Here is a 20714-nt window from a genome sequence, read left to right as displayed (position 1 = left end):
CCATGAGCTACAGCAAGATTCCGGCTGGCAAAGACCTGCCGAACGACATCTACGTCGCGATCGAAATTCCGGCCAACCACGCGCCGATCAAATACGAAATCGACAAAGACAGCGATTGCCTGTTCGTTGACCGTTTCATGGCCACCCCGATGTTCTACCCGGCCAACTACGGTTTCATCCCCAACACCTTGGCCGACGACGGTGACCCTCTCGACGTACTGGTTGTGACCCCTTACCCGGTCACTCCAGGTTCGGTGATCCGTGCGCGTCCGGTTGGCATCCTGCATATGACCGACGACGGCGGCGGCGACGCCAAGGTCATCGCGGTCCCGCACGACAAGCTGTCCCAACTGTACGTCGACGTGAAGGAATACACCGATCTGCCACCCCTGCTGCTGGAGCAGATCAAACACTTCTTCGAGAACTACAAGGACCTCGAGAAAGGCAAGTGGGTGAAAATCGAAGGCTGGGGTGATGCCGCAGCCGCTCGCGCCGAAATTACCAAGTCGGTTGCCGCGTACAAGGGCTAAATCGCCTGCGTGCCCGCTATGAAGAACCCCGGTCCGCCGGGGTTTTTTGTGCCTGCCCAGCCAAAAACAAACAAATTGTTTATTTAATAAACATCACCAGTCGCACATAGAAATACAGGCGTAGGAATGATCAACCCAATCCATCATCTTGTGTGATTTCGCTGGCTATTTTTGAACACCTGGTTTATTTAAACAAATGTGACACACCAGTAAACTCCGTGTTCATGAATACATCAGGCGATCGCTTAAGGGCCCTCCTGCGGGAGTGCCATCTTTCAGCTTCGGACTTCGCTGCCAACCGGCAGGTGACGCCGCAGCACGTCAATAACTGGTTCAAGCGTGGCATCCCCATGGCACGTATGGACGAGATAGCCGAGCTTTTGTGTGTCAACAGCCGCTGGCTGCGTGCGGGTGACGGTCCAAAACATCCCGGCGCCTCGGTCGGCGAGACAGAGGGCGACCACTCACACCTGCCAGTCAACGAAAAAGCCCCCTACTCGGCCCGCGAAGACCTGGCCGCCACCGAACGCAACGACGTGCAACTCCCGCTCTACAAGGAAACCCCCGTCAACCCCGGCGCCAAGCAGACCCAGGTCGCCGCCATGCCCGGGCGCAAGGTGCGTCTGCCGTATCGGATCCTGCAAGCCATGGGTGTCGACCCCGACAAGGCCATCTGCGCGCCAATGACTGGAAACAGCATGGCCGAGAAGATCCAGGACGGCTCCACCATTGCCATCGACCGCAGCTTGACTCAGGTCGTGGACGGTGAAATCTATGCGCTGGAACACGACGGCATGTTGCGGGTGAAATACGTCTACCGCCTGCCGGCAGGCGCCTTGCGGCTACGCAGCCACAACAGCGACGAATACCCGGACGAAATCTTCACGGAAGAACAGATCGAGCAGCAAAACATCCACATGCTGGGCTGGGTATTCTGGTGGTCGACCCTGAACAAACGCCGCCCACCGGTGCCCTTTAAATAACCTCAAAGAGCCACTATCGATAAAGACAACAGCTCTGCGTAGCGCTTTTCGCTGGGAATCTGCCGTAAATATGGGTATCCTGCGCCGCACATTCGGGCAGCGTCGCGTGAAAGCAGCTCCGGCGCGCCCTGATGCAGTGCAAGACTGTTGCGCAGCATCCCACCACCAGACATCGCGATTCTGGATATATGTTTTGAAGGCGGACAAGGCTTACCAAAAATAAGCCAAACCCGTCCCCGAGAAGCCGGCCACAAGCCGGCTTTTTAATTGTCCGAAATAATCCTATCCCATCCGATAATCTTCCTGATAGCGTAGCTATTCCGGGGGGTTTAAGCATTTCCCTGTCCGATGGCGTTCAAAGCCATTCGATCTCATCCGACGATGAAGTGGGGGGACAGGTGGGGGGACAAAACTGCGACAGGGGAAATCTAATGGGTAAGCTGAATCCGAAACAAGTCGAAAACCTGACCGAACCCGGCACCTATGAAGATGGTGATGGGCTTCGCTTGGTCGTCAAACCTACTGGGCGTAAATCCTGGCTGCTTCGCTTCCAACTGGCGGGCCGTCGTAGAGAGATGGGGCTGGGCTCATTCCCTGAGGTGAGTCTCAAGAAGGCGAGACAAGACGCCAGCGCTAAACGCAGCCAACTGAGTGATGGCATTGATCCCCTATCAGCCAGGGACATAGAGCGCGCCGCTCAACGGGAAGCCCAGCGTGCAAGTGAAGCCAAGCAGATGAAGTTCGAGACTCTGGCAGCAGAATACCGCGATGCTCACGGCTCGGCGTGGTCGGAGAAATGGCGTAAGGGATGGCTGCGAAAGCTAGAGCTGTATGCGTTTGATCACATAGGCAAGCTGTCAGCCGAAGACATCGGCACTCCCGAAGTGCTTAAGGTGTTGCAACCCATCTGGGCCACCAAGACTAGAACCGCTGACGAGGTGCGTGGGCAAATAGAACAGATCCTGGACGCGGCCAAGGCACGCAATCTGCGACAGGGTGAGAACCCTGCTCGCTGGCGCGGGCACTTAGACAATCTGTTGAGCCGCTCTGAAAAGAGGAAAGCTCGGAAGCGTGAGCACTTTGAAGCATTGCGCTGGCAGGAAGTGCCGGAACTGATGATAAAGCTCAGGGCAAATTCCACTCCCCCGTCCTGGGCCGCTCAACTGCTGATCATGACCAGCGCACGCGCCCACATGGTTAGGTTCGCTCGTTGGGATGAGTTTGATCTAGAGGCTGGAACTTGGTCCCTGCCAGACGAGCGAATGAAGATGCGAGTAGCTTTCGTAATTCCGCTTGCCAAGGAAGTCGTAGAGCTGGTGAAGAGAATCCCGCGAGATGAGGGAAGTCCCTTTCTCTTCCCAGGCCAAGGCAAGACAGGGGTAATGCACGCAAACGCTATACGAACCCTACTGCATGACATGGGTTATGAGCACATCACTCGTCATGGGTTTCGGTCTTCATTTCGTGATTGGGCCGGTGAATGCACCCATTACCCACGGGAGGTCTGTGAAATGGCGCTAGCACATGACGAGCGTGATCAGACTGAAGGTGCATACTCTCGCTCGGACTTTCTGGATAAGAGGCGCTTACTTATGAATGACTGGAGCATATTTACAACCCCTCCGCCAACAACCTGAATATAAAGTTTATCTAGAGGTCGCCGCCTCGAAATATATAATCAGCGCACAAAGCAAGGCGCCTCAAGGCGGCAAAACCCACCGAGTGACACATTGCAGATGCCGCTCTAAATCATGAGATAAGAAAACTTTAAATCTCTAGGGAGACAGACAAGATCGCGCAAAGCTATCAAAGCTTGGCGAACCCAATACTTCTATACGTTCATGCCGGCTCAGGGCCGGCATCAAGAATCCAACTTTACATTACAGGTAGTTAGGGCTCAACACGAAACACTTCAGCGCAACTAGGACAAGATACATCTCGCCCCTTTAACGCATGTCGAAAATAGTGATCTCGAACCTTACCTTTCTTCTCTATACTCGTAACAATAAATTCGTAAACATCAAAGTCTAATGAGATCCAATTCCTGTCCACATATTCTGAAAGCGCCTTGGAAAGCGTATTAGCGGCCTCAGCATAACTACGCCACGGATTGGCAGGGCTAGGCACTAACAATTCAGCTAACATCTCATAAATGTCTTCTCTTATCTTTTTTCCAACCTTAGCCCCCAAAACCCTTCCATTATAAGCCAAATTCACTACAGACATAAAATTCTGCATCCCATCGAATCTACCAATCTCTAATGCAGATCTCATAGCAAGTATTGCCGAAGCTTCAGGACGCCCCTCCGTAAGCCTCGACACCGCCGCTTCATAATAAAGAACCGCATAGAAAAATCTCTCTTTCAACTCTACCGTACCACGAGCATCACCCTCCCTCAGCCAACATTTCAAAATATCCCTCTCAGAAACAACCCCCTGCTTTTCCACAAATCGAGAAACATGCTTTCTAAAAAGATGGAACGATTCCTTTGGCCAAAATTTTCTAAGCGAAAACCGCAACATCGCTCGCAACTTTGACAGTGCAACATAAGCCCCTGCACCCTCAACCTCCGCAACTGAATTGTACGCACGCATAAAACCTCAGCCATTTCAATTAAGAATCACAACTCCTTTTTTACCTTCCTGCACAAGGCGAATCAGCCCATCACGGGCAAGCTTTTCGTATATATCCTCCAGCCTATCTGAATCTCTAAGTCTATTTGGACAATGACGTCTAATATAGGTTTTATCAACGCGCCGCTCACCTTTTTTATCATAATTCGACCTAATCCAAGCGTGGAGCTCACTGGCATCGTTCTCTAGCATGGTATCAGGGCTGAATACTTTATTAAACTGACGTGAAAACCAATAACCAAGCTCAATTGACGCCCGCATCGTCGTCTCAGAAACATCCCCCTCGCGACCCTCAAATATATGAAATATAGCAGCCAATCTGATCATATTTTCAGCAAGCTTTGATGCATGATCTGGCGCCCACCCATAAGTCCCATCTTCCGAAATTTCTTTTTCTATCTGATTGCGCGTATTGTTCCAGATCTCACTAGCACGTTCCGACAATCGAATCGCTTTTCGAGTACACTTGCCAAAACGACGACCATCAACATACTCTTTCAGAAGAGCAACTGCCTTATCTCCAAACCTCTCGCAAGCGTCCCATCGCTCTTCAGATCCGTCAGTAATTCTAGAACCTTGAGTGGACTTAGGCCGGCAAAATAAAAAACGAGAAGTAAGACCCGTACCTCTTGCAGCATCTCCCTTGATCTCGTTGAATGACTCAAAAACACTAGGCTGAATCATTAAGCAAAGGGCAAGTCTTGCATCGAGCACCTGATAGGACTCACTTGAAACACGCCCCACCCGCACACCATCCCCACTCCAGACTGAATTGATTTTATCGAAATGTTGAAATGCTCCTCCTTTCAGAATCCCTGACGCTTCGCTGGAGATCCATCCTGCCGACGACAAACCACCATTCATAGCTTGAAACAAAGCCTGGACTGTCACATCATCATTGAGAAACAACAAGTTCAATGGTGGACTTGGCTCTTTATCTTGATGCTCACAGATCAGCCTAGCAACTTCTTCCGTGGCTTCACCTCGTTTCACGCACCTTCTTAAATTAGATTTATGTGCTTTTAAAATCTCGAACCAAACAGCATGCAAAGACTTATACTTAGTCAACTCAAGACCGCGCTCCACAAGGATCGCTTCTTGATATTTAAATACACTTGCGGACAACGCACGAAGCGTCGGTGACTTTCCACTCCCAGAGCCGGCGATCGCCATGATAGCAAGCGACAACGGGTAAACATTACCTAGAGGAGACCTAACGTCATATAGACCCTGACAAGCTAATGACATCATCGCCAACGCAGAGCAAACAGCCAGTTCCCTTGGGGATTTTATGTTTCTCTGCACCTCATAAACTGCTTCAGAAAAAACTTCGAACGGTAAATCCGGAACAGTATCAGGTGCAATATGTTTATTTGATGCATCCTTTGGTGCCGGTGAAGCCCTATTCCATGACGGCTGCCGCGCCGGCCTCTCACCATGCATCAACGTCCCTCCTGTTTTTTCAATTCAATAAATGCTCTTATCTCCCGCAGATCCCATCCGACTGCGAAACTACCGATCTTGAACGGCTTAGGAAAATCCGAATCAAACCACTTTGAACCTGGTTTAATTCGCTCATATATAGTCGACCGACTGAGCCCCAGCATGACCTGAAGCCGATTAATGCGGATTACGCGAAGTTCATCCTCAAAACTATCTATTTGCATAAGGCCCTCCCTCAGACGCCTCAACGGTATCTGGTAGGTGAAATAGAAACAGCCAAACCGCTAAACAGATATTATTTCTAGCGATTGCCTTGACATGGCTGAGATTTCGAGAGTGACGAACCACAGCATTTTTTCTAACCAACAGCCCTCCGCTACCTGCTAAAGCTGCTACCGCTGTAGCAAAAGTAGCGGCCGTAGGGGGCGTCCACCCTGCATGAAAACTCCATTCGTTATTTTTTCGGCCACACATAACCTCCCTGACTACATCATCAAGGAGGTTAGCCCCATGTCATTGCAGTGCCCTCGCTGTCATTCCCCCAAAGTCGCTTCTTTCCATCACGCCATGAAAGTCGGCGCGGCTATCGGTACCGTTGGCGGTGTTGCTCGTGGCGTCGGTGCGGCACTGGCTGGTGGGCAGGCTGGTGCGCTGATTGGCGCTATCGCCGGACCGGTCGGTATCAGTCTCGGCTCGGTTTCTGGGGCAATCCTCGGAGGCCTTGCCGGCGGTGTTGGCGGCTGCGCACTCGGCGCCCAACTGGGTGAGTCGCTTGATCGCCACGTCCTGGCCCACAACCTCTGCCTGCTCTGCGGCCACCGCTTCAATCTGCCTGCTTAATCCATTACCTCACTCTCATTTATGACGTCCGGATGGTGCTGCGCGATGCGCAGCCTTTATGCCGGCGCGCACCCAAAGGAATCACCACCATGGCTCATTTCGTCGAAACTATGGCCTACGCTGGCGTAACTCCCTGGCATGGCCTGGGCAATCAGCTCACTCAGAAACAACCCATCGAAGTTTGGCAACGCGAAGCTGGGATGGACTGGGCAATCCAAGAAAGCCCCGTTCACTTCAAAGCCGATGCTGTCGGCCATCTCGGCAGCATCCACTCCTTCCCCGAGCAAAAGGTGCTCTACCGTTCGGACACCAAAGCACCGCTGTCGGTGGTTTCCCAGCGCTACCACACCGTGCAGCCTCGGGAAGTTTTGGAGTTCTATCGTGACCTCACCGAGGTCTCCGGTTACGAGCTGGAGACTGCGGGGGTACTCAAAGGCGGGCGCAAGTTCTGGGCACTGGCGCGCACCGGACAAGGCGCTGCCCTGAAAGGAAACGATCAGGTCAACGGCTACCTGCTGCTAGCCACGTCCTGCGACGGCACCCTGGCCACCACGGCAACACCCACCACCGTGCGCGTGGTATGCAACAACACCTTGACGATAGCCCTGGACGGTTCATCTCGTGCAATCAAGGTGCCGCACAATACCCGCTTCGATTCGAAGGCAGTGAAGAAGCAACTCGGCATTGCCGTCTCGCAATGGGATGAGTTTATGTACCGCATGCGCCATCTCGCTGAGCGCAAGGTGAAGTGGCCTGAGGCTTTGGGGTACTTCATGAACGTGCTGTGCGAGGTCAATCCGAGCAATCAACTACCGGAGCAATTACCCAATGAGCGGGCCTTGCGCAAGGTACAAGATCTGTATGAAGGCCGTGGTCGGGGCAGCCAGCTCGAATCGGCACATGGCACCGCCTGGGGCCTACTCAATGCGGTGACGGAGTACGTCGATCATGAGCGCCGCGCCCGTAGCAATGAGTACCGCATGGACTCGGCGTGGTTTGGTCAAGGTGCGCAGATCAAGCAACGCGCCCTGGATGCAGCCCTGCGTCTTGCCGCTTAACCCTTCTCGTCAATCGCCACGCCCGGTCAGCCTTGTGCTGGTCGGACGTATTTATGCCTGCAAGGTGAACACGATGAAAGCAACCTCATTGAATAGTAGTACCCCTAAGCCCCGCCCTGCCCTTCGCCTGGTCAGCACTAAAGAGCTGCCGCGTGAGGACTGGCTCGCCATACGTAAACGAGGCATCGGTAGCTCCGACGCAGGCGCGGCGGTTGGCCTCAACCCGTACAAATCGCAGTTGGAGTTATGGCTCGAAAAGACCGGTCGCGATGCCACGTTACCGAAAATAGATCCTCATGATGAAGAGAGCCCAGCCTATTGGGGCAATGTGCTGGAACCCATCGTCGCTTGGCACTACAGCAAGCGCACCAAAAACAAGGTGCGACGGATCAACGCCGTGCTGCAGCATCCGAATCCCAAATTACCCTGGATGCTCGCCAACATCGACCGCGAGGTGATCGGCGCAGACGACGTACAGATCCTCGAATGCAAAACTGCCGGCATAAATGGGGCACGCCTTTGGAAGGACGGCGTCCCCGAGTATGTGCAGCTTCAAGTGATGCACCAGCTCGCCGTTACTGGCAAGCAGGCCGCGGATGTGGCGGTACTGCTGGGCGGTCAGCACCTGGAGATCCATCGCATAGAGCGTGACGAGCAAATGATCGCTCGCCTGATCGAACTGGAGCGCAAGTTCTGGACCTACGTGGAAACCGATACCCCGCCACCGGCCGACGGTAGCGCATCGGCTGAAGCAGCTTTGCGCTGCTTGTACCCAGAAGACAACGGCCAGACCGTCGACTTCAGCAGTCGCGCCGGTTTAGCAGCGGCCTACCTGGAACTCAAGGCCGTTCGCCAGTCCATCGGCGAGAAGGAAACGCGCGAGGCCCAGCTCAAGCAGATACTGCTGCAGGCCATGGGCGAGGCCACCCGAGCGGATTTTTCCAGCGGTTACATCAGCTGGAAGAAATCCAAGGACAGTGCCGTACTCGATGTCCAACGCCTATTGCAAGAGAAACCCTACCTACAAGTTCGCTACACCAAAACCAAGGAAGGCAGTCGTCGCTTCCTGATCAACTGACTCCGCTATTCCCCAATTCTCTCCCCTTGGCCAGTCCATTCAGTTCGCGCTGCGTGGCTGGCCTTTTTTCATTTCCAGGAGAACCATCATGTTGAAAGGCTTAGCCCTGACACCCCCTGTGCTCGGACGCATCTCCATCGGCAAAATCGTCGAGAGAAACGGCAAGCGCCTACCGGAGAAAGATGATCAGTTCACCATTACATCCCAGGTACAAAGTAGGGATGGCTGGCTACTACACCCACTCAACGACGAACTGCGCCAGAGTAAGGAAGACAAGCTGCGCAGCATCCCGGTACGTCTTCTGTTCAACGAACCGGAGCTGAATTTCCGGGCCGACTACACCCTGTTCGACCGCCAGTCTGGACGACCGCTGTGTGTCGGCAATGGCGAGGCCTGTAAACGTGTCACGCAGGACGGTATGCAATCACTGCCCTGCCCCTCGCCGGATGTTTGTTCATTAGCCAAAGGCGGAGCCTGCAGGCCCTATGGCCGGTTGAACGTGCTAATCGGTGATGACGATCCACTCGGCAGTTTCGTGTTCCGCACTACCGGCTTCAACAGCATCCGCACCCTGGCCGCTCGCCTGCATTACTTCCAGGCTATCTCGGGCAACCGCTTGGCCTGCCTACCGCTGGAGTTGCGCCTGCGTGGCAAGTCGACACGACAGAGTCATGGCACACCGATTTTCTACGTCGACCTGACCGTGCGCGGCGGCATGGACATCGCAGAGATGCTGCAGTCTGCCAACGAACTTGAGACCCAACGGCAATCAGCGGGATTTGATCAGGTAGCGTTGGATGTGGCGGCACGTCGAGGCTTTAGCAACGGCGCTTTTGAGGACAATGAGGAAGACAGCGGCGCTGTGATTGAAGAGTTCTTTTCAAGCCCGGATGCAACCGCCGCCACGGAACTATGCAAAGCACCACAAACCTACTCCAACGCTTTGGCCGACAAGCTCGAAGCGCTCGCCACTCAAACTCATTGACCTAGCACCTGCCTGACTTCAGGAAGACTTTGGAGGCCCGAAATGACCCTACTGCGATTTCTGCTTTGCCTGTTTGCGTTCATTGGCGCGTTGGCGGCAGCCGGCACGTTGGTCGTAAGCATTGTGTTGATGTTGCGTTTCCCGCCACTGCTGGTCGGCGTACTGCTGGCGTGCTGGATTCTGAATCGCCTGCTTAAGGTGTTGAGCGCATCGATCCAGAGCAATCCCAGCAAAAACGCTGCCACGTAACGGTGGCCAGACAGCGCATAGCCACACTCACCCATTAGGAGAATGAACGATGATCAGACAGTGTTTGATCTGCGACTCCCAAGCCGTCCTCACCCTGGAGGCCGCAAGGGGCATTGCCTTGCTATTCGGCCTGGCCGATGGAGCAGTACGGGGAGCTCAGAACACGCATGAGAGCCCGCAGGACCGTCCCAGATACAACTCACTCCTGAACGGGCTGGCCGCTATCGCTCCAGCCTACCCATCAGCGCTGCGAGTTGCTGAAGATGTCGGAAAGTATCAGTTCGCGGGGTTCGATTGTTTATGCCTGCGTTGCGGCGCGCTCTTCGACGAGGACGCCGCAGAGCAAGCGTCTCTGCCGCCGTGAAACCGCTGCTCAGCCACGACCGAGACGCTCAACAAGCCCTTCCACCATGCCCATGACGAGCGTACGGTCGCTCGTGTCCAGCGTCGACAACAGATCGTAAAGCCGGCGCGCCTGATCTTCCGGACGTGAACTTCCCTCGGTCAGCAAGTCGGCTGTCTGACAACCAAAAACGTTCGCTAACTCCACCAATCGCTCGACGTTGGGCATCACGATCCCGCGCTCGATGCGCGAAACCGCCTCACTGCCAATCCCAAGCCTCTCGGCGACCTGCTCCTGACTCAGCTTGCAACGAACACGCTGGCGAGCAATTGCTTGGCCCACCATCTCCGCCAGTTGCTTCGATTCGGTTTTTGACATGCCACCCTCCAGTTCAACCTGGATAGTTGGCGATCAACCTATTGACATGAAGGACCTCCCAAACCGAGACTCAACCCAAAAAGTTGATATGCGACTTTTTCTCTAAACCACTATCTCTTGCAGGGAGCTCAGAAATCCATGATCGTCGTAACCGGTCTGAATGAAGCGCAAATTGAAGGTCTCGTGAAGAGCAAAGCGTGCTTCGAGATCCATGGCCTCAGGGGCAATTTCATGGCAGGTATTAATCTTGTCGAAACCAAGATTGAAAGTCTGGGACTGAAGTGTCGAGTCACAAGTGATGTGAAAAGTACTGTGGTACAGGGCGGCGCACTTGGTGCTGTATTCAGCGTCCTGACAACACCTGCAACATTGACCATAGCAACATTGACGGCCGTAGCAGGTGTGGGCCATGCGCTCGTTACTTACAACCCCGACTACGAAATCCTCAAAGACTACGTCAATAAAAAGCTCAGGGTCACGTACAAGAAATAGCAGCTTTGCTCAGCCCCCTCGTCAAACCCTTCACAGTAAGAAATAAACCATGAAACGTATTCTCAGCATGCTCCTTCTCGCGTTCTGTGCTCACGCCACCGCCTCCGTGGACTATTACGAAGGCAATGGCTTGTTCTTCCCGGATGAGACCTCACTGAAGGGCCTCCCCGAAGCCATCCCATGTAACATGAAGAAGATTTACACTGGCCAGACCATCTTGAACTGTACTTGGCTGGCCAACGCACGCGCTATCCCGATCTGGGACGCTAACCGTCGCGTTGACATCAACTACAACAACCAGATCAGTAGCATGTGTCAACGTGGCAAGTGCCGTGTGAGCAACGCAATGGTGGGTGAGTGGAGCCAGGACATCCCGTTCCTGATCTCGATCTGGTACCGGATCGGTAGCAGTACGGATGGCAAGCCAGTTGCCTACCGCAACGACGTCTCTCGCCAAGTGTCCTACGCAGAAGCCGGCAGCCAGCTCATGCAGCTCTACTTAGATGCAGGTGTCCCGGACAATGAACTGGTTTCGACCTTCGACAAGCGTTATGAGGGTGGCTACGCCGCCTGGGAAGCTCAAAAGGGAAACGCCCAGGCAAAGGTTCAGTCACCTTCCAGCTCGGCCCAGTCCAAATGGCCTGACGTCAAGACTGCCTGGTGCAACCCACGCATGGATGACGATTGCTACATCAACAGCAAAAAAGTCCCTATTGCCGAACTGGGTAAATGGCTACCGGACATAAGCGAATCGAATGCCGACCAGCTAGGCGGCCACTGTGAAACAATCCTCTGCTTCGACAAAGACGACCAGCCGATGGGTTACCTGTTGCAATAAATGACCTGAGCACTGCGACGCAGGTTTGAACAGTCGCCTTGCTAGTCCTACATAGGGGGCATGCGCCCCCTATTGACTTCATTTCAGTTTTTATTTTTTGGCCAAGTACATAGCCGTGTTCATGCCGCTTCGCCTGCCACCAATTTGGACTCATTCAGTATTGCCCGTTCGTTCTTTGCGTACCTGCATGGACTTGACCCTTAGGATTGCCACTGAGGAGTCAATTGCATCCATGCAGACCAACCGTTTGCATTCGACTTGACCGGCTACCGCTGTGGTGATGACCGGTAGAGAACGGCAACCAGCCCCTTGATGTGAATCGCCCCGGATTTTCTACCTTAGCAATCCTTTGCGTAGGCATCTGCCACGGAGCGGCTTCATCCGCAGATGCTGGGCGTCCTTGACTAGGTACCGCACCGCTTTATGAACATTCCGCCGGATCGTTCGATCACTCCGCAGGATCATGCCGATACCACGCCCGTCTCCGTACTTTTCCTTGTCGTGGTTGCAGCTATCGAAGTAGCCCTGCCCCCTAGTGATTCGCTCCCATAACTCACCAATCTGCTGGGCCTTGTAGACGTCTCCACGCACTTCGTTGCCATTGAAGAAGTAGGCCGCATGGATGTGGTACCCCCTACCATCATTTCGATCCCCCTGTTCCATCGCACAGATGTAGCCAATGAGATGGCTGAAGATCGGGTTGCGCTCATGCTCCGCAATCAGTCGATCCAGGTCGTCGAACACGTGCTCGACGCGTAACCTAGCTTGAGCTTCCGCACGGTAGTAGAGATTGATCCTGACGATGATGGTGCGTGAGTAGCGATCAACCACAGCGTCGGAGTAGTCACAGACTCGGATCTCCTGCTTCTTAGCCTGGAGGCGGAGGTCATCCTTCCTGCGGAGATACCATCGCTCACGAGTCAACTGACGGATCCGGGCGACCAGGACGTTCATGCTGCGGTGATGGTCGAGATAGGCCGTACCCTCTTCATTCAAGCAGACAGGACCGGTAGGGCGACGTTCCAGCCCAATGTCCTGGCATGCTTCCCTAAACGCTTGCAGGTGCTCGCTGTAGCGGTATTCAACTCGGTCGTCGAACAAATCCAACATCTGGCGGATGTGAGTGAAATACCTGGAGAGCCTGGTCTCCTCAACTCGTTCATAACCTGCACGGGTTTGTCTGAACCTGAATGCTGCGCTGTCATGCTGCTCGATGGCCTGGACGAGTCGCTCGATCTGGATGGCGGTGTCGGACTGGGAAAGGTGGGTATAGGTATTGCGCTTGGTCATGATGATGTACCTGATTGGTTGTCTGCATATCAGGTAGGTGCTCTGTGTACTTTTTAACTGATGACCTATCGCTAGCTTGAGGTAGGTACTGCTTAGCCTAGATAGATAAAACACACTTAATAATTACTTATTGATAGATAATAGCTATATAACTAGAAGCACCTCACCCCACGGCGTCCGATCTCGATCAGGCTTGCCAATGCTGCTCCCCAATGCCAAGTCTGCCGAGAGATTGACCCATTTGAATCCTGGGGGAGTTAGCTGAGAAAACAGTGTTATCGCCAGCGCAAAATTGTCCTAGTCACCGAAATTCTGATGCCCAAGCTCCTACCTTGTGAGCCATTACCAGTGCTGCATTTTTGCCGATTGGTTGGATCAGCGTGGCATCGACCACTGGGTTAATTCGGCGTCAGCGCCAACACCCACCTCGGTCTAGGTCTTTCTTGCTACCATCTCGCATCCTAGATTTTAGATGGAGCATGGGTGGATGGCCGTTAGCGAGAAAACGATAATTATCGAACGGATATTCGATACGCTTTACGACGAGGGGACCAAGACGTTTTCACGCACACTCGTTAGCGCAGCTGACGTCCAAGACGCGAAACGCTACTGCGCAGAGCACCACGGCATCAAAATGAAGCTAGACGGCAACCCGTTTAATTTCATGAAGGACATTGTCAGGGGTAAAAGCGCCTCGAAGATTTGGCCGCAACGACTGAAGGATTTGGAGATCGGCGGGGTCCAAAGGACAGGTGATGGAGCAATTTTCGAGTTTGTTCACGGGATAGCTGGTGCCCTTGACAGCCTCGACGAAGATTTTCTTCCATCTGACTCTACGCCAAGCTTCCCGGTGCAAAGCCTCAGCCTACCTCTGGCGTCGAAAGCGCTAGGTCGTACAGATGAATCATGGCTGCTTCAAGTAGCCGTGAACCTACGAATCATCGAGAGCCACTTTGCTAATGCAGCGAGCAGCCAGATTGATGCGTTGGAGCTCACGCACCTTCAAATGGACATCAAACTGAGAAAGGTTCAGATAGATGCACTATTCCGAGCGCTGCGCGCCGCACCTGATGGAAAACAGTCTGAAGTACTCATTACCGTGGAAGCTAAACAAGGTAATCAACGCATTTTAACTGAACAAATTGGCCGTCAGGTGATAGCCGCTTTCGAGTCGACTGATACTGATCTCGTCATCCCTGTAGCCATTGCAGCGATCAGAAACAAAGGGATTTATGTGGTCGAATTCGCAGCAGTGACCAGGGATTCGTTAGGTCAGTTTAGCGTCCCAACATTCCATCGAGACGCTATGTTCGTGCTTCAGCCGAAGGTAAAGGGCATTTAACTACGCGGGCTGAGTGACTGACTGCCTAGGTTTTGGCGTTCCCTTGCGATCTCGCTGCTTGATTGGAACATTGATTTCGAAATGGCGAGAGGCCTGCCCCATGTCCATGGAAAGCAGTCGCTCATCCCCCATCAAAATAGCCCCGGTAGGACTGGAGGGTACCCAGCCAATAGCGTCAATGATACTTGCTGCGACTGCTCGAGCCAGTGGAGGAGGAACAGCGTTCCCGACCTGTCTCGCACCATGCCATTTCGTTACATGCGTGCGAAACCAGTCAGGGAATCCATGTAGACGAAGCATTTCTCGCACGGTGATGCAGCGCGGGTACTTATAGTGGATGGGTCTAGGGCTTGTGAATGCGCCCCGGGCAGAATCAGTGCCCGCACGAAGCGTGTTAGACACCCCGTTAGCGTGCAGCTTAAAGAATCGAGAGGTAGGCTCTACTTGGCCCATCTCTGTTGACGCAAATCGAGCACGAGATATTTCAGAATGATTCGTGCGAAGGCTGCTTGTTAGTAGCTCTTTGTTCCAGTTTCTTTTGTAGCCGTAGTAGGTCGACTCGGCAACCATGTCGCGAAGAACTTTGGCATAGGCACTCGGACGTCCCCACTTGACGGCTGTTGAATCACTTTCGATTAACGCATCGTAGTCTTCTGCATCAGGAATATCTCCCAAAGCATCTTGGCAGGACGGTCCTTCTGGCAACTGTGCATCGAGTAGCAGAGAGGATCTAGGCGATCTAGTTGTCGGCTCCGGGTACTCAGGAAGTCTTAGTCCGCGCTTGGCCCCAATCAGAATCAAGCGCTCTCGTTCCTGCGGTACGCCATAGTTTGCTGCATTGAGTACTCTCCAGGGCAGAACGTCATAGCCGTTGCTCTGAAACTCCTCGATGAGCTCAGCAAGAAACTGTTTATGTCGGCCAACCGTAATGCCTTTAACGTTCTCAAAAACAAAATATGAGGATTCCAGGCCTACGACAATACGAACAAAGTCTTTGACCAACGAGTTACGCGGATCGTCAAGGGCGCGCTGCCCCATTAGGCTAAAGCCTTGGCACGGCGCGCCACCAAAGACGATATCTACGTTTCGGCGGCCGATGTTCGCCGCATCACGAATATCCTCAGCAGTTAACGAGGATACCGACTGAGGAATCACCACACAGTTGGGGAAATTGTAAGAGTGGACGGCAGCATGGATTGGGTCGATCTCAACGGCAGCTACCACGTCAAAGCCTGCCTGCTCGAAGCCCAGGGACATTCCACCAGCCCCGGCAAAGAGATCTATTCCAATTGGTCGTGTCATCTGCATTCCTCCCTCGGCGAGAAAAACCTTCGCCTTCATACGAGGCGTGGAATTTACGCGATTCTGGATCAGATGTCGATCGGTTTTTTGCAAGGACCAAGGAACGCCGACAAACGACACCGCAAGGAGTGAAGATCCTTGAGCTCGCACTGCCATACGGTCAAAACGTCCCACCCCCTGAGACGAAGGGCATCCTCGGTACAGCGATCCCGGTGGCGATTACGATCAATTTTAGGTTCCCAGTACTCCAAGCGGCTTTTGGGTAGGCGTCCCTTTGGGCAAGCATGCCCATGCCAAAAGCAGCCGTGAACAAAAATGATCTTACTTTTTTTCGCAAAAACGATATCTGGTTTTCCGGGCAAATCCTTCCGGTGCAACCTGTACCGATAGCCCATGGCGTGGAGGACTCTACGTACGACCATTTCCGGGCCGGTGTCAACGGTTCCGACGGATTGCATGATTTTGCGTCGCTGTTCTGTGGAGCGGAGGTCGACCATTGATCCTCCAGATATCCCGCCTATGCGTAGGTTAGAAATATTTCGACGCCCCTTGGCTCGTATTTACAAGCACCCCGTGCTGCAACGGAACGTTGTGCACATAAGGGGCGCTAGCCACATCACATCAATTTGACGCCGCGCGAAGCTCCTCAAGCCCAAATATCGCATTCGGTGGAAATAGGCCCACCCGCTCAATTGCAGCACGAGCTTGAGCGACCTCTGGAGTGAAGATTACAACCGCCAAATCCTTCACTGCACGGGAACAGCAAACATAGAAGAGCCTTCGCGTACGGTCCAGGACTGAGTCAATTCCGGCTTCAATGTTCTCCTCGTCCCTCTCAGATAGGGGAACAAATCCAAAGTATTTTCCATACGAGAAATGGCTATGCGAGCCCTCCTCCTCATCCAAGATCACAAGGACACGCTCGAACTGCGCCCCCTTCACACCTTGCTGCGTCGCGAAGGGAGACTCCTCCTCGATATATTTTCGATACCCCCAAAGTTCGGTTGCTCTACATTCTAAGAAAGCGACCAAATTTTTGAATCCGCTGCTACCGTCATCGGCTGGCTCTGGCTCAAGAAATGGATTGAATCGCTCATCTAGCAAGAGCATTTCGCTCCCTCTAACGTGAATCAGGATTTCCTTGATTGTCGCGTTCGATTCTTCCCCAAGCATATCGACTAGGACATTCACACTGTGTTGAAGCGTTTGAAGAATTGTAGGGGCATCCTGGTTACGAATGCGTTCGGGTTGCAGCAATGGGCACTCTGCCTTCAGGTAATCCATAATCGTAAATTGATCACCTGCCCGTGCCGCTAGGACTATCGGGAGTATGATCTTTAGCAGCGTTCGGAGAGGCCACGCACTGCCGTCCTCAAGGCCACTTTTCAGACTATCGGGCGCCTGATCGTGCAGCGCAGCATAGAGGTTGTGGAACCCCAAGCGTGCAGCAGCCATTCGATGGACTAGAACAAGCAAACGGACATCCGCGTCAGTATTGTCACTCAACCATAATGGATCATCGGTAGCCTGTCGCAACCACCGTCGGATAGCGTCCAGGCGCTCAGTCCGGTGTTCATCTGCTGGAAGCACGAAAATCTGGGCCGACCCGACGACAGGCTGAAATACTCCATCCACTTCGATAGTCCGACCGCGAGTTTGCTCAAGGCCATCACCGGATGCGCGAATCGCATTCACAACATCAAGAACCGAGGTTGGGCATCGAAAGTTCTCAGGTTTGTTGATCTCGCGCCAGCTATGTTCAAGTACTATCGGTCCTGCGCCAGTCATGTAGATTTTCTGCATTGGATCGCCAAAAAAACCAACACAGATATTTGGTTGCTCGACAGCGATACACCTTAATGCCTCAACCACAATCGGGTTGGTATCTTGACTTTCATCCACGAAAATATAAGGAAAGCGGTTAGCGATAAGCTGGCGCAAGAGCGGATGAGTTTCGATGCAGGCAGGAGCCAACTTCAGAATATCGTCGTGGCCCAATACACCGGCAACGTAGTCACTTCCCATTCCGTAGGTAAACTGTGGCACCCGGTCTAAACAAGCCATCTCAACTTCTAGCTCAGCAATCTCCAGAATAAGGCGGTCTTTGGTTCTTTGTTGTGTTCTGGGCTTATCGTGGTGTTCTTGTTTTACCGAGATTTTTTCGCGAATTCGATCAGCAACCCAATGCCGAATATCGACCTGAAACTGACTAATTACTGACCACAAAAAGCTATGGATAGTCGAAACGTGGAAAAGTGGCGCGTTTCCCACATCTCCCCAGATCTCACACACTGCGACTTCGGTGTAGGTAACGCACGCAATTTTTTGACCCGCTCGACGTAAAGCTGATCCACGGGTGACAGCAAGATGTTGGAGCGCTTTTATTAGTGACGTGGTTTTACCAGCACCAGCGCCGGCGACCATGACGAAAGACCTCGCTGGCTGTTCATCTAGGCAATCACGGAGCTCAATGTCAGCCTGAGTGTCAGGCTTTCCTACACGGCTAGTCATGCTGCACCCTCTTCCGCAGCATCTCGTTCAACCTCATTCTGAGCGTCCTCTACTTGGGGGGCTATTTCACTTTCAAGCCAAGCGAGCCCCTCAGCAATATAGGTCGGGACCTGCCAAGTGTGAGGGTCCTGAGCCAATAGTCCGAGTGCGAAGTCGGTCTTGTTGAAACTGTCACCCTTTACGCGCTTATGTATACGTTCGACCAAAGAGTTCAAGTCTTTATCGGCGGCACGCGGAATCCTCAGCTTCAAATCGTTTCGGGACTTATCCTGGCACCAAGCAAGGTTTTCCAGAGCAAACGCCTCTTCAAGCGTCCTTCCAGCTAACGCCTTAGTCTCATCTCTCCATGTGACATTGATACGGGATTGGTAGGCCACACGAACCAATGAAGTGCTCTCGTCTACTCGCTCCTGAGTCTTATCTTCTGGACTAGCGGCAAAAAGCTCAGCAATAGTTCCGCATTTTGGTAGCCACTGAATCAACGTCTGATTTGAAGTCACTGCATCGGGATGCCCCGCGATACAAGCTTTGCCGGGTTTAGGAGCCGCGCCCTCAATTTGATCCTCCTCCTCAAGGTCTTCTACCTGATTATCTTCCGCGTCCTGATCGCCTCCATCATTGGCAGCCTCAAGCACTGCAACCTGCTCGGGAACAACCTCCTCAGCCTCAACTGCCGCAGGACCAACAACACTATCAAGATCAGTAATGATCAGTGCAGTAAGCCCTAGAAAGTCGATCAACGATTTGAACCGGTAACCAAATGCGCCGCCAATTTCGAGAATGGTGAGGTAGGTTGACTGAAGCCGAGGTGCAGCGATCTCAATCATCTGCGGGAGAAGCAAGCGTTCGACATTGCCCTCGACCAGCACTGCTGCATCGGCAAAGAACAAATCGCAATGAGTCAACTTGAGGTAGCGCTCCAGAAAATTCCGAACCCCGTCATCGGTCTGCTCGTAAAAAACCGACAGGTTCAGTACTTCCGAGCGATCCCCAGCTTGGCCCCTACGCCGGAAATATCTTATCGGTCGAAAGCCGCGCTCGTACAAAATGTGAGCCGAATGGGTCGTCACCACGACTTGGCTGTTGCAGTGAGAAGCGTCCTCTGCACTGAGTTTTAGGATATCCAGGACCTTGCGGATAAACGCCTGTTGTAGCTGTGCATGAAGGTGAGCCTCCGGTTCCTCAATGAAAACCAAATGCAATGGCGGCCGATTTTCCTCAATTGCCAACCATTGCGCATGAAGATCCAACAACTCAACGACCATGAAAATAAGGTTCTTGAAACCTAGGCCGTTGTAGCGATCTGGAAGCGTTGGTGGCTCAATACCGTTCTCCAAAGCTCCTAGGGCGTAGTGAACCCGAGCACCATCGCGGCTATTCATGATTACGGAGGGATCGAGTGCGGATTTAATAATTAGCCGCGGGTTGCTCAGGCCTGGGTAGCCTAGTTTCGATAGGCTTTCTAACGTCGGCTCGAAAACCCGCTGAAGGTGCTCATTAAGCATACTCTCGGAGTTTGCGAGTGCTCTGAGCGCATCGACATCATCCGCCTTCTGCTCAAGATTCCGACTATAGAAGCGGCTGAGAACCCGTGAGAGGTCCTCTGCCCGCGCACCTCCTGGACTGTCCGAAAGATGGCGTTGCGCATGGAGGAAGTCCACTTGGATAAGTGAGCTCAATATTTCACGACCACTCCGGCCCTTTCCAGGTATTAGCGCAACGGGTTCATAGCCTGGCTCAGCGGCCATATGTGCATCAAAACGTGCCGGATCAAGCACGAAGTAGCGCAACTCATACTCGTCATTAAGCTTATCGCGAAGATAGTCTTGCAAATCCTTGGGAAAAGGATCGAAGGGAGCCTCTACACGCTGCTCTTTGGCGACAGCTGCCAAAGCGCGTTCTCTGATCTCTCGGTACTTGGTTTGCGTTACCTCTGGATTGATCGGAACAAAGGCTACACGCAAGCCGACAAGAGAACCCTGCCATGCCAAGCTGGGAAGCAGGTCGATGACGCGGTGAACATCAGCCGCACCGATTTCAAGCCAGATATCAATCGACATTGTAGGCAGGGCCGCATTCGCACGCCCCTCGCCGAACGCAACAAAATGCGGCCAAAGATCGGAACTGAAATCGTGGAGCGAAAACTTGCCCTTACCCGTAAAAAGCTGGAGAGCGTGACCGGCCGAAGTCTTGCCGCTATTGTTCGCTCCAACAAAAATCGAAATATCGGATGCGAGATCGATAACAACGTCGTGTAACCGACGAAAATTTTTGATGCACAGCTTCTTCAAGTACATTGGTCGCCCCCTGCAACTGTTGACGGCTCGGTTTGGAGCCCTAATCCCTCAAATCGCCTTTGCTTGCGACTGTGTCAAACTAGCTGATTAGGCATGAGAACGGAATAACAGAGGTCTCAAT

Annotated in this window: 20 protein-coding genes; 11 read left to right on the top strand and 9 right to left on the bottom strand. The window is 53.0% G+C overall.

Annotation, left to right across the window (positions count from 1 at the left end):
- Positions 1 to 2: 2 nt before the first annotated feature.
- The 3 genes from ppa (at position 3) to BMX68_RS07830 (ending at position 3150) form a co-directional block, all read left to right on the top strand.
- Positions 3 to 530 carry an inorganic diphosphatase gene (gene ppa, locus BMX68_RS07840; protein ID WP_017131388.1) on the top strand — a complete coding sequence of 176 codons (528 nt, stop codon included), beginning with the start codon at positions 3 to 5 and terminating at the stop codon, positions 528 to 530.
- A 224-nt stretch (positions 531 to 754) separates the two neighbouring features.
- Positions 755 to 1513 carry a LexA family transcriptional regulator gene (locus tag BMX68_RS07835; protein WP_074862015.1) on the top strand — a complete coding sequence of 253 codons (759 nt, stop codon included), beginning with the start codon at positions 755 to 757 and terminating at the stop codon, positions 1511 to 1513.
- Between the two features lie 431 nt (positions 1514 to 1944).
- Entirely contained in the window at positions 1945 to 3150 is a 1206-nt protein-coding gene (locus tag BMX68_RS07830) for a tyrosine-type recombinase/integrase (protein WP_017131386.1), read from the top strand.
- Between the two features lie 253 nt (positions 3151 to 3403).
- Here the strand turns inward: BMX68_RS07830 and BMX68_RS07825 are convergent, their stop codons facing one another.
- From BMX68_RS07825 to BMX68_RS07815, 3 genes are read right to left on the bottom strand one after another with little or no spacing between them, the layout of a single operon-like run.
- The gene (locus BMX68_RS07825) at positions 3404 to 4108 is read right to left on the bottom strand and encodes a hypothetical protein (RefSeq protein ID WP_017131385.1); all 705 of its coding nucleotides are present in this window, start codon (positions 4106 to 4108) and stop codon (positions 3404 to 3406) included.
- Positions 4109 to 4123: 15 nt separating this feature from the next.
- Complete coding sequence (locus BMX68_RS07820) at positions 4124 to 5590, bottom strand: YfjI family protein (RefSeq protein ID WP_074862012.1); 1467 nt, start codon at positions 5588 to 5590, stop codon at positions 4124 to 4126.
- A complete protein-coding gene (locus tag BMX68_RS07815; RefSeq protein ID WP_017131382.1) occupies positions 5590 to 5814 on the bottom strand; it encodes a helix-turn-helix transcriptional regulator in 225 nt (74 codons plus the stop codon). Before BMX68_RS07815 ends, BMX68_RS07820 begins: the two co-directional genes overlap by 1 nt.
- A gap of 286 nt (positions 5815 to 6100) precedes the next feature.
- On the opposite strand from BMX68_RS07815, the gene BMX68_RS07810 reads away from it, so the two are divergent.
- From BMX68_RS07810 to BMX68_RS07790, 5 genes are all read left to right on the top strand, one after another.
- Positions 6101 to 6430: a hypothetical protein gene (locus tag BMX68_RS07810; protein ID WP_074862008.1), complete on the top strand. Its 330-nt coding sequence runs from the start codon at positions 6101 to 6103 to the stop codon at positions 6428 to 6430.
- A gap of 89 nt (positions 6431 to 6519) precedes the next feature.
- Positions 6520 to 7488, top strand: coding sequence for a DUF932 domain-containing protein (locus BMX68_RS07805; protein WP_017131380.1), 969 nt, complete (start codon positions 6520 to 6522; stop codon positions 7486 to 7488).
- Between the two features lie 73 nt (positions 7489 to 7561).
- Positions 7562 to 8566, top strand: coding sequence for a YqaJ viral recombinase family nuclease (locus BMX68_RS07800; protein ID WP_017131379.1), 1005 nt, complete (start codon positions 7562 to 7564; stop codon positions 8564 to 8566).
- Between the two features lie 88 nt (positions 8567 to 8654).
- Positions 8655 to 9551 (top strand): recombination directionality factor, encoded by an 897-nt coding sequence (locus tag BMX68_RS07795; RefSeq protein ID WP_017131378.1) that lies wholly within the window; start codon positions 8655 to 8657, stop codon positions 9549 to 9551.
- A 42-nt stretch (positions 9552 to 9593) separates the two neighbouring features.
- The gene (locus tag BMX68_RS07790; RefSeq protein ID WP_017131377.1) at positions 9594 to 9800 is read left to right on the top strand and encodes a hypothetical protein; all 207 of its coding nucleotides are present in this window, start codon (positions 9594 to 9596) and stop codon (positions 9798 to 9800) included.
- A 373-nt stretch (positions 9801 to 10173) separates the two neighbouring features.
- Here BMX68_RS07790 and BMX68_RS07780 read toward each other — a convergent pair whose 3' ends face one another.
- A complete protein-coding gene (locus tag BMX68_RS07780; RefSeq protein WP_017131375.1) occupies positions 10174 to 10521 on the bottom strand; it encodes a helix-turn-helix domain-containing protein in 348 nt (115 codons plus the stop codon).
- A 138-nt stretch (positions 10522 to 10659) separates the two neighbouring features.
- On the opposite strand from BMX68_RS07780, the gene BMX68_RS07775 reads away from it, so the two are divergent.
- The gene (locus tag BMX68_RS07775; RefSeq protein ID WP_017131374.1) at positions 10660 to 11013 is read left to right on the top strand and encodes a hypothetical protein; all 354 of its coding nucleotides are present in this window, start codon (positions 10660 to 10662) and stop codon (positions 11011 to 11013) included.
- Positions 11014 to 11062: 49 nt separating this feature from the next.
- A complete protein-coding gene (locus BMX68_RS07770) occupies positions 11063 to 11851 on the top strand; it encodes a hypothetical protein (protein ID WP_017131373.1) in 789 nt (262 codons plus the stop codon).
- A 333-nt stretch (positions 11852 to 12184) separates the two neighbouring features.
- Here the strand turns inward: BMX68_RS07770 and BMX68_RS07765 are convergent, their stop codons facing one another.
- Positions 12185 to 13141: a YagK/YfjJ domain-containing protein gene (locus BMX68_RS07765; RefSeq protein WP_017131372.1), complete on the bottom strand. Its 957-nt coding sequence runs from the start codon at positions 13139 to 13141 to the stop codon at positions 12185 to 12187.
- 487 nt (positions 13142 to 13628) lie between these two features.
- On the opposite strand from BMX68_RS07765, the gene BMX68_RS07760 reads away from it, so the two are divergent.
- The gene (locus tag BMX68_RS07760) at positions 13629 to 14483 is read left to right on the top strand and encodes a hypothetical protein (protein ID WP_017131371.1); all 855 of its coding nucleotides are present in this window, start codon (positions 13629 to 13631) and stop codon (positions 14481 to 14483) included.
- Here BMX68_RS07760 and BMX68_RS07755 read toward each other — a convergent pair whose 3' ends face one another.
- From BMX68_RS07755 to BMX68_RS07740, 4 genes are all read right to left on the bottom strand, one after another.
- Positions 14484 to 15905, bottom strand: coding sequence for a DNA cytosine methyltransferase (locus tag BMX68_RS07755; protein ID WP_256218769.1), 1422 nt, complete (start codon positions 15903 to 15905; stop codon positions 14484 to 14486). It lies immediately after the preceding gene.
- Positions 15854 to 16282 carry a very short patch repair endonuclease gene (locus tag BMX68_RS07750; protein ID WP_017131369.1) on the bottom strand — a complete coding sequence of 143 codons (429 nt, stop codon included), beginning with the start codon at positions 16280 to 16282 and terminating at the stop codon, positions 15854 to 15856. Before BMX68_RS07750 ends, BMX68_RS07755 begins: the two co-directional genes overlap by 52 nt.
- Before the next feature lie 124 nt (positions 16283 to 16406).
- Entirely contained in the window at positions 16407 to 18296 is a 1890-nt protein-coding gene (locus BMX68_RS07745; protein ID WP_017131368.1) for a UvrD-helicase domain-containing protein, read from the bottom strand.
- Positions 18293 to 20593: an ATP-dependent nuclease gene (locus BMX68_RS07740; protein ID WP_017131367.1), complete on the bottom strand. Its 2301-nt coding sequence runs from the start codon at positions 20591 to 20593 to the stop codon at positions 18293 to 18295. The genes BMX68_RS07745 and BMX68_RS07740 overlap by 4 nt, the downstream gene beginning before the upstream one ends.
- Positions 20594 to 20714 lie beyond the last annotated feature (121 nt).

The organism is Pseudomonas agarici (assembly GCF_900109755.1).
GTDB classification, from domain to species: Bacteria; Pseudomonadota; Gammaproteobacteria; order Pseudomonadales; family Pseudomonadaceae; genus Aquipseudomonas; species Aquipseudomonas agarici.
The sequence above is the reverse complement of the archived record's forward strand: the minus strand, read 5'-3'. Positions and strand labels throughout refer to the sequence as shown.

Coding starts and splice junctions, on each gene's coding strand:
- ppa (WP_017131388.1), top strand. CDS start 3: ATGAGCTACAGCAAGATTCCGGCTGGCAAAGACCTGCCGAACGACATC.
- BMX68_RS07835 (WP_074862015.1), top strand. CDS start 755: ATGAATACATCAGGCGATCGCTTAAGGGCCCTCCTGCGGGAGTGCCAT.
- BMX68_RS07830 (WP_017131386.1), top strand. CDS start 1,945: ATGGGTAAGCTGAATCCGAAACAAGTCGAAAACCTGACCGAACCCGGC.
- BMX68_RS07825 (WP_017131385.1), bottom strand. CDS start 4,108: ATGCGTGCGTACAATTCAGTTGCGGAGGTTGAGGGTGCAGGGGCTTAT.
- BMX68_RS07820 (WP_074862012.1), bottom strand. CDS start 5,590: ATGCATGGTGAGAGGCCGGCGCGGCAGCCGTCATGGAATAGGGCTTCA.
- BMX68_RS07815 (WP_017131382.1), bottom strand. CDS start 5,814: ATGCAAATAGATAGTTTTGAGGATGAACTTCGCGTAATCCGCATTAAT.
- BMX68_RS07810 (WP_074862008.1), top strand. CDS start 6,101: ATGTCATTGCAGTGCCCTCGCTGTCATTCCCCCAAAGTCGCTTCTTTC.
- BMX68_RS07805 (WP_017131380.1), top strand. CDS start 6,520: ATGGCTCATTTCGTCGAAACTATGGCCTACGCTGGCGTAACTCCCTGG.
- BMX68_RS07800 (WP_017131379.1), top strand. CDS start 7,562: ATGAAAGCAACCTCATTGAATAGTAGTACCCCTAAGCCCCGCCCTGCC.
- BMX68_RS07795 (WP_017131378.1), top strand. CDS start 8,655: ATGTTGAAAGGCTTAGCCCTGACACCCCCTGTGCTCGGACGCATCTCC.
- BMX68_RS07790 (WP_017131377.1), top strand. CDS start 9,594: ATGACCCTACTGCGATTTCTGCTTTGCCTGTTTGCGTTCATTGGCGCG.
- BMX68_RS07780 (WP_017131375.1), bottom strand. CDS start 10,521: ATGTCAAAAACCGAATCGAAGCAACTGGCGGAGATGGTGGGCCAAGCA.
- BMX68_RS07775 (WP_017131374.1), top strand. CDS start 10,660: ATGATCGTCGTAACCGGTCTGAATGAAGCGCAAATTGAAGGTCTCGTG.
- BMX68_RS07770 (WP_017131373.1), top strand. CDS start 11,063: ATGAAACGTATTCTCAGCATGCTCCTTCTCGCGTTCTGTGCTCACGCC.
- BMX68_RS07765 (WP_017131372.1), bottom strand. CDS start 13,141: ATGACCAAGCGCAATACCTATACCCACCTTTCCCAGTCCGACACCGCC.
- BMX68_RS07760 (WP_017131371.1), top strand. CDS start 13,629: ATGGCCGTTAGCGAGAAAACGATAATTATCGAACGGATATTCGATACG.
- BMX68_RS07750 (WP_017131369.1), bottom strand. CDS start 16,282: ATGGTCGACCTCCGCTCCACAGAACAGCGACGCAAAATCATGCAATCC.
- BMX68_RS07745 (WP_017131368.1), bottom strand. CDS start 18,296: ATGACTAGCCGTGTAGGAAAGCCTGACACTCAGGCTGACATTGAGCTC.
- BMX68_RS07740 (WP_017131367.1), bottom strand. CDS start 20,593: ATGTACTTGAAGAAGCTGTGCATCAAAAATTTTCGTCGGTTACACGAC.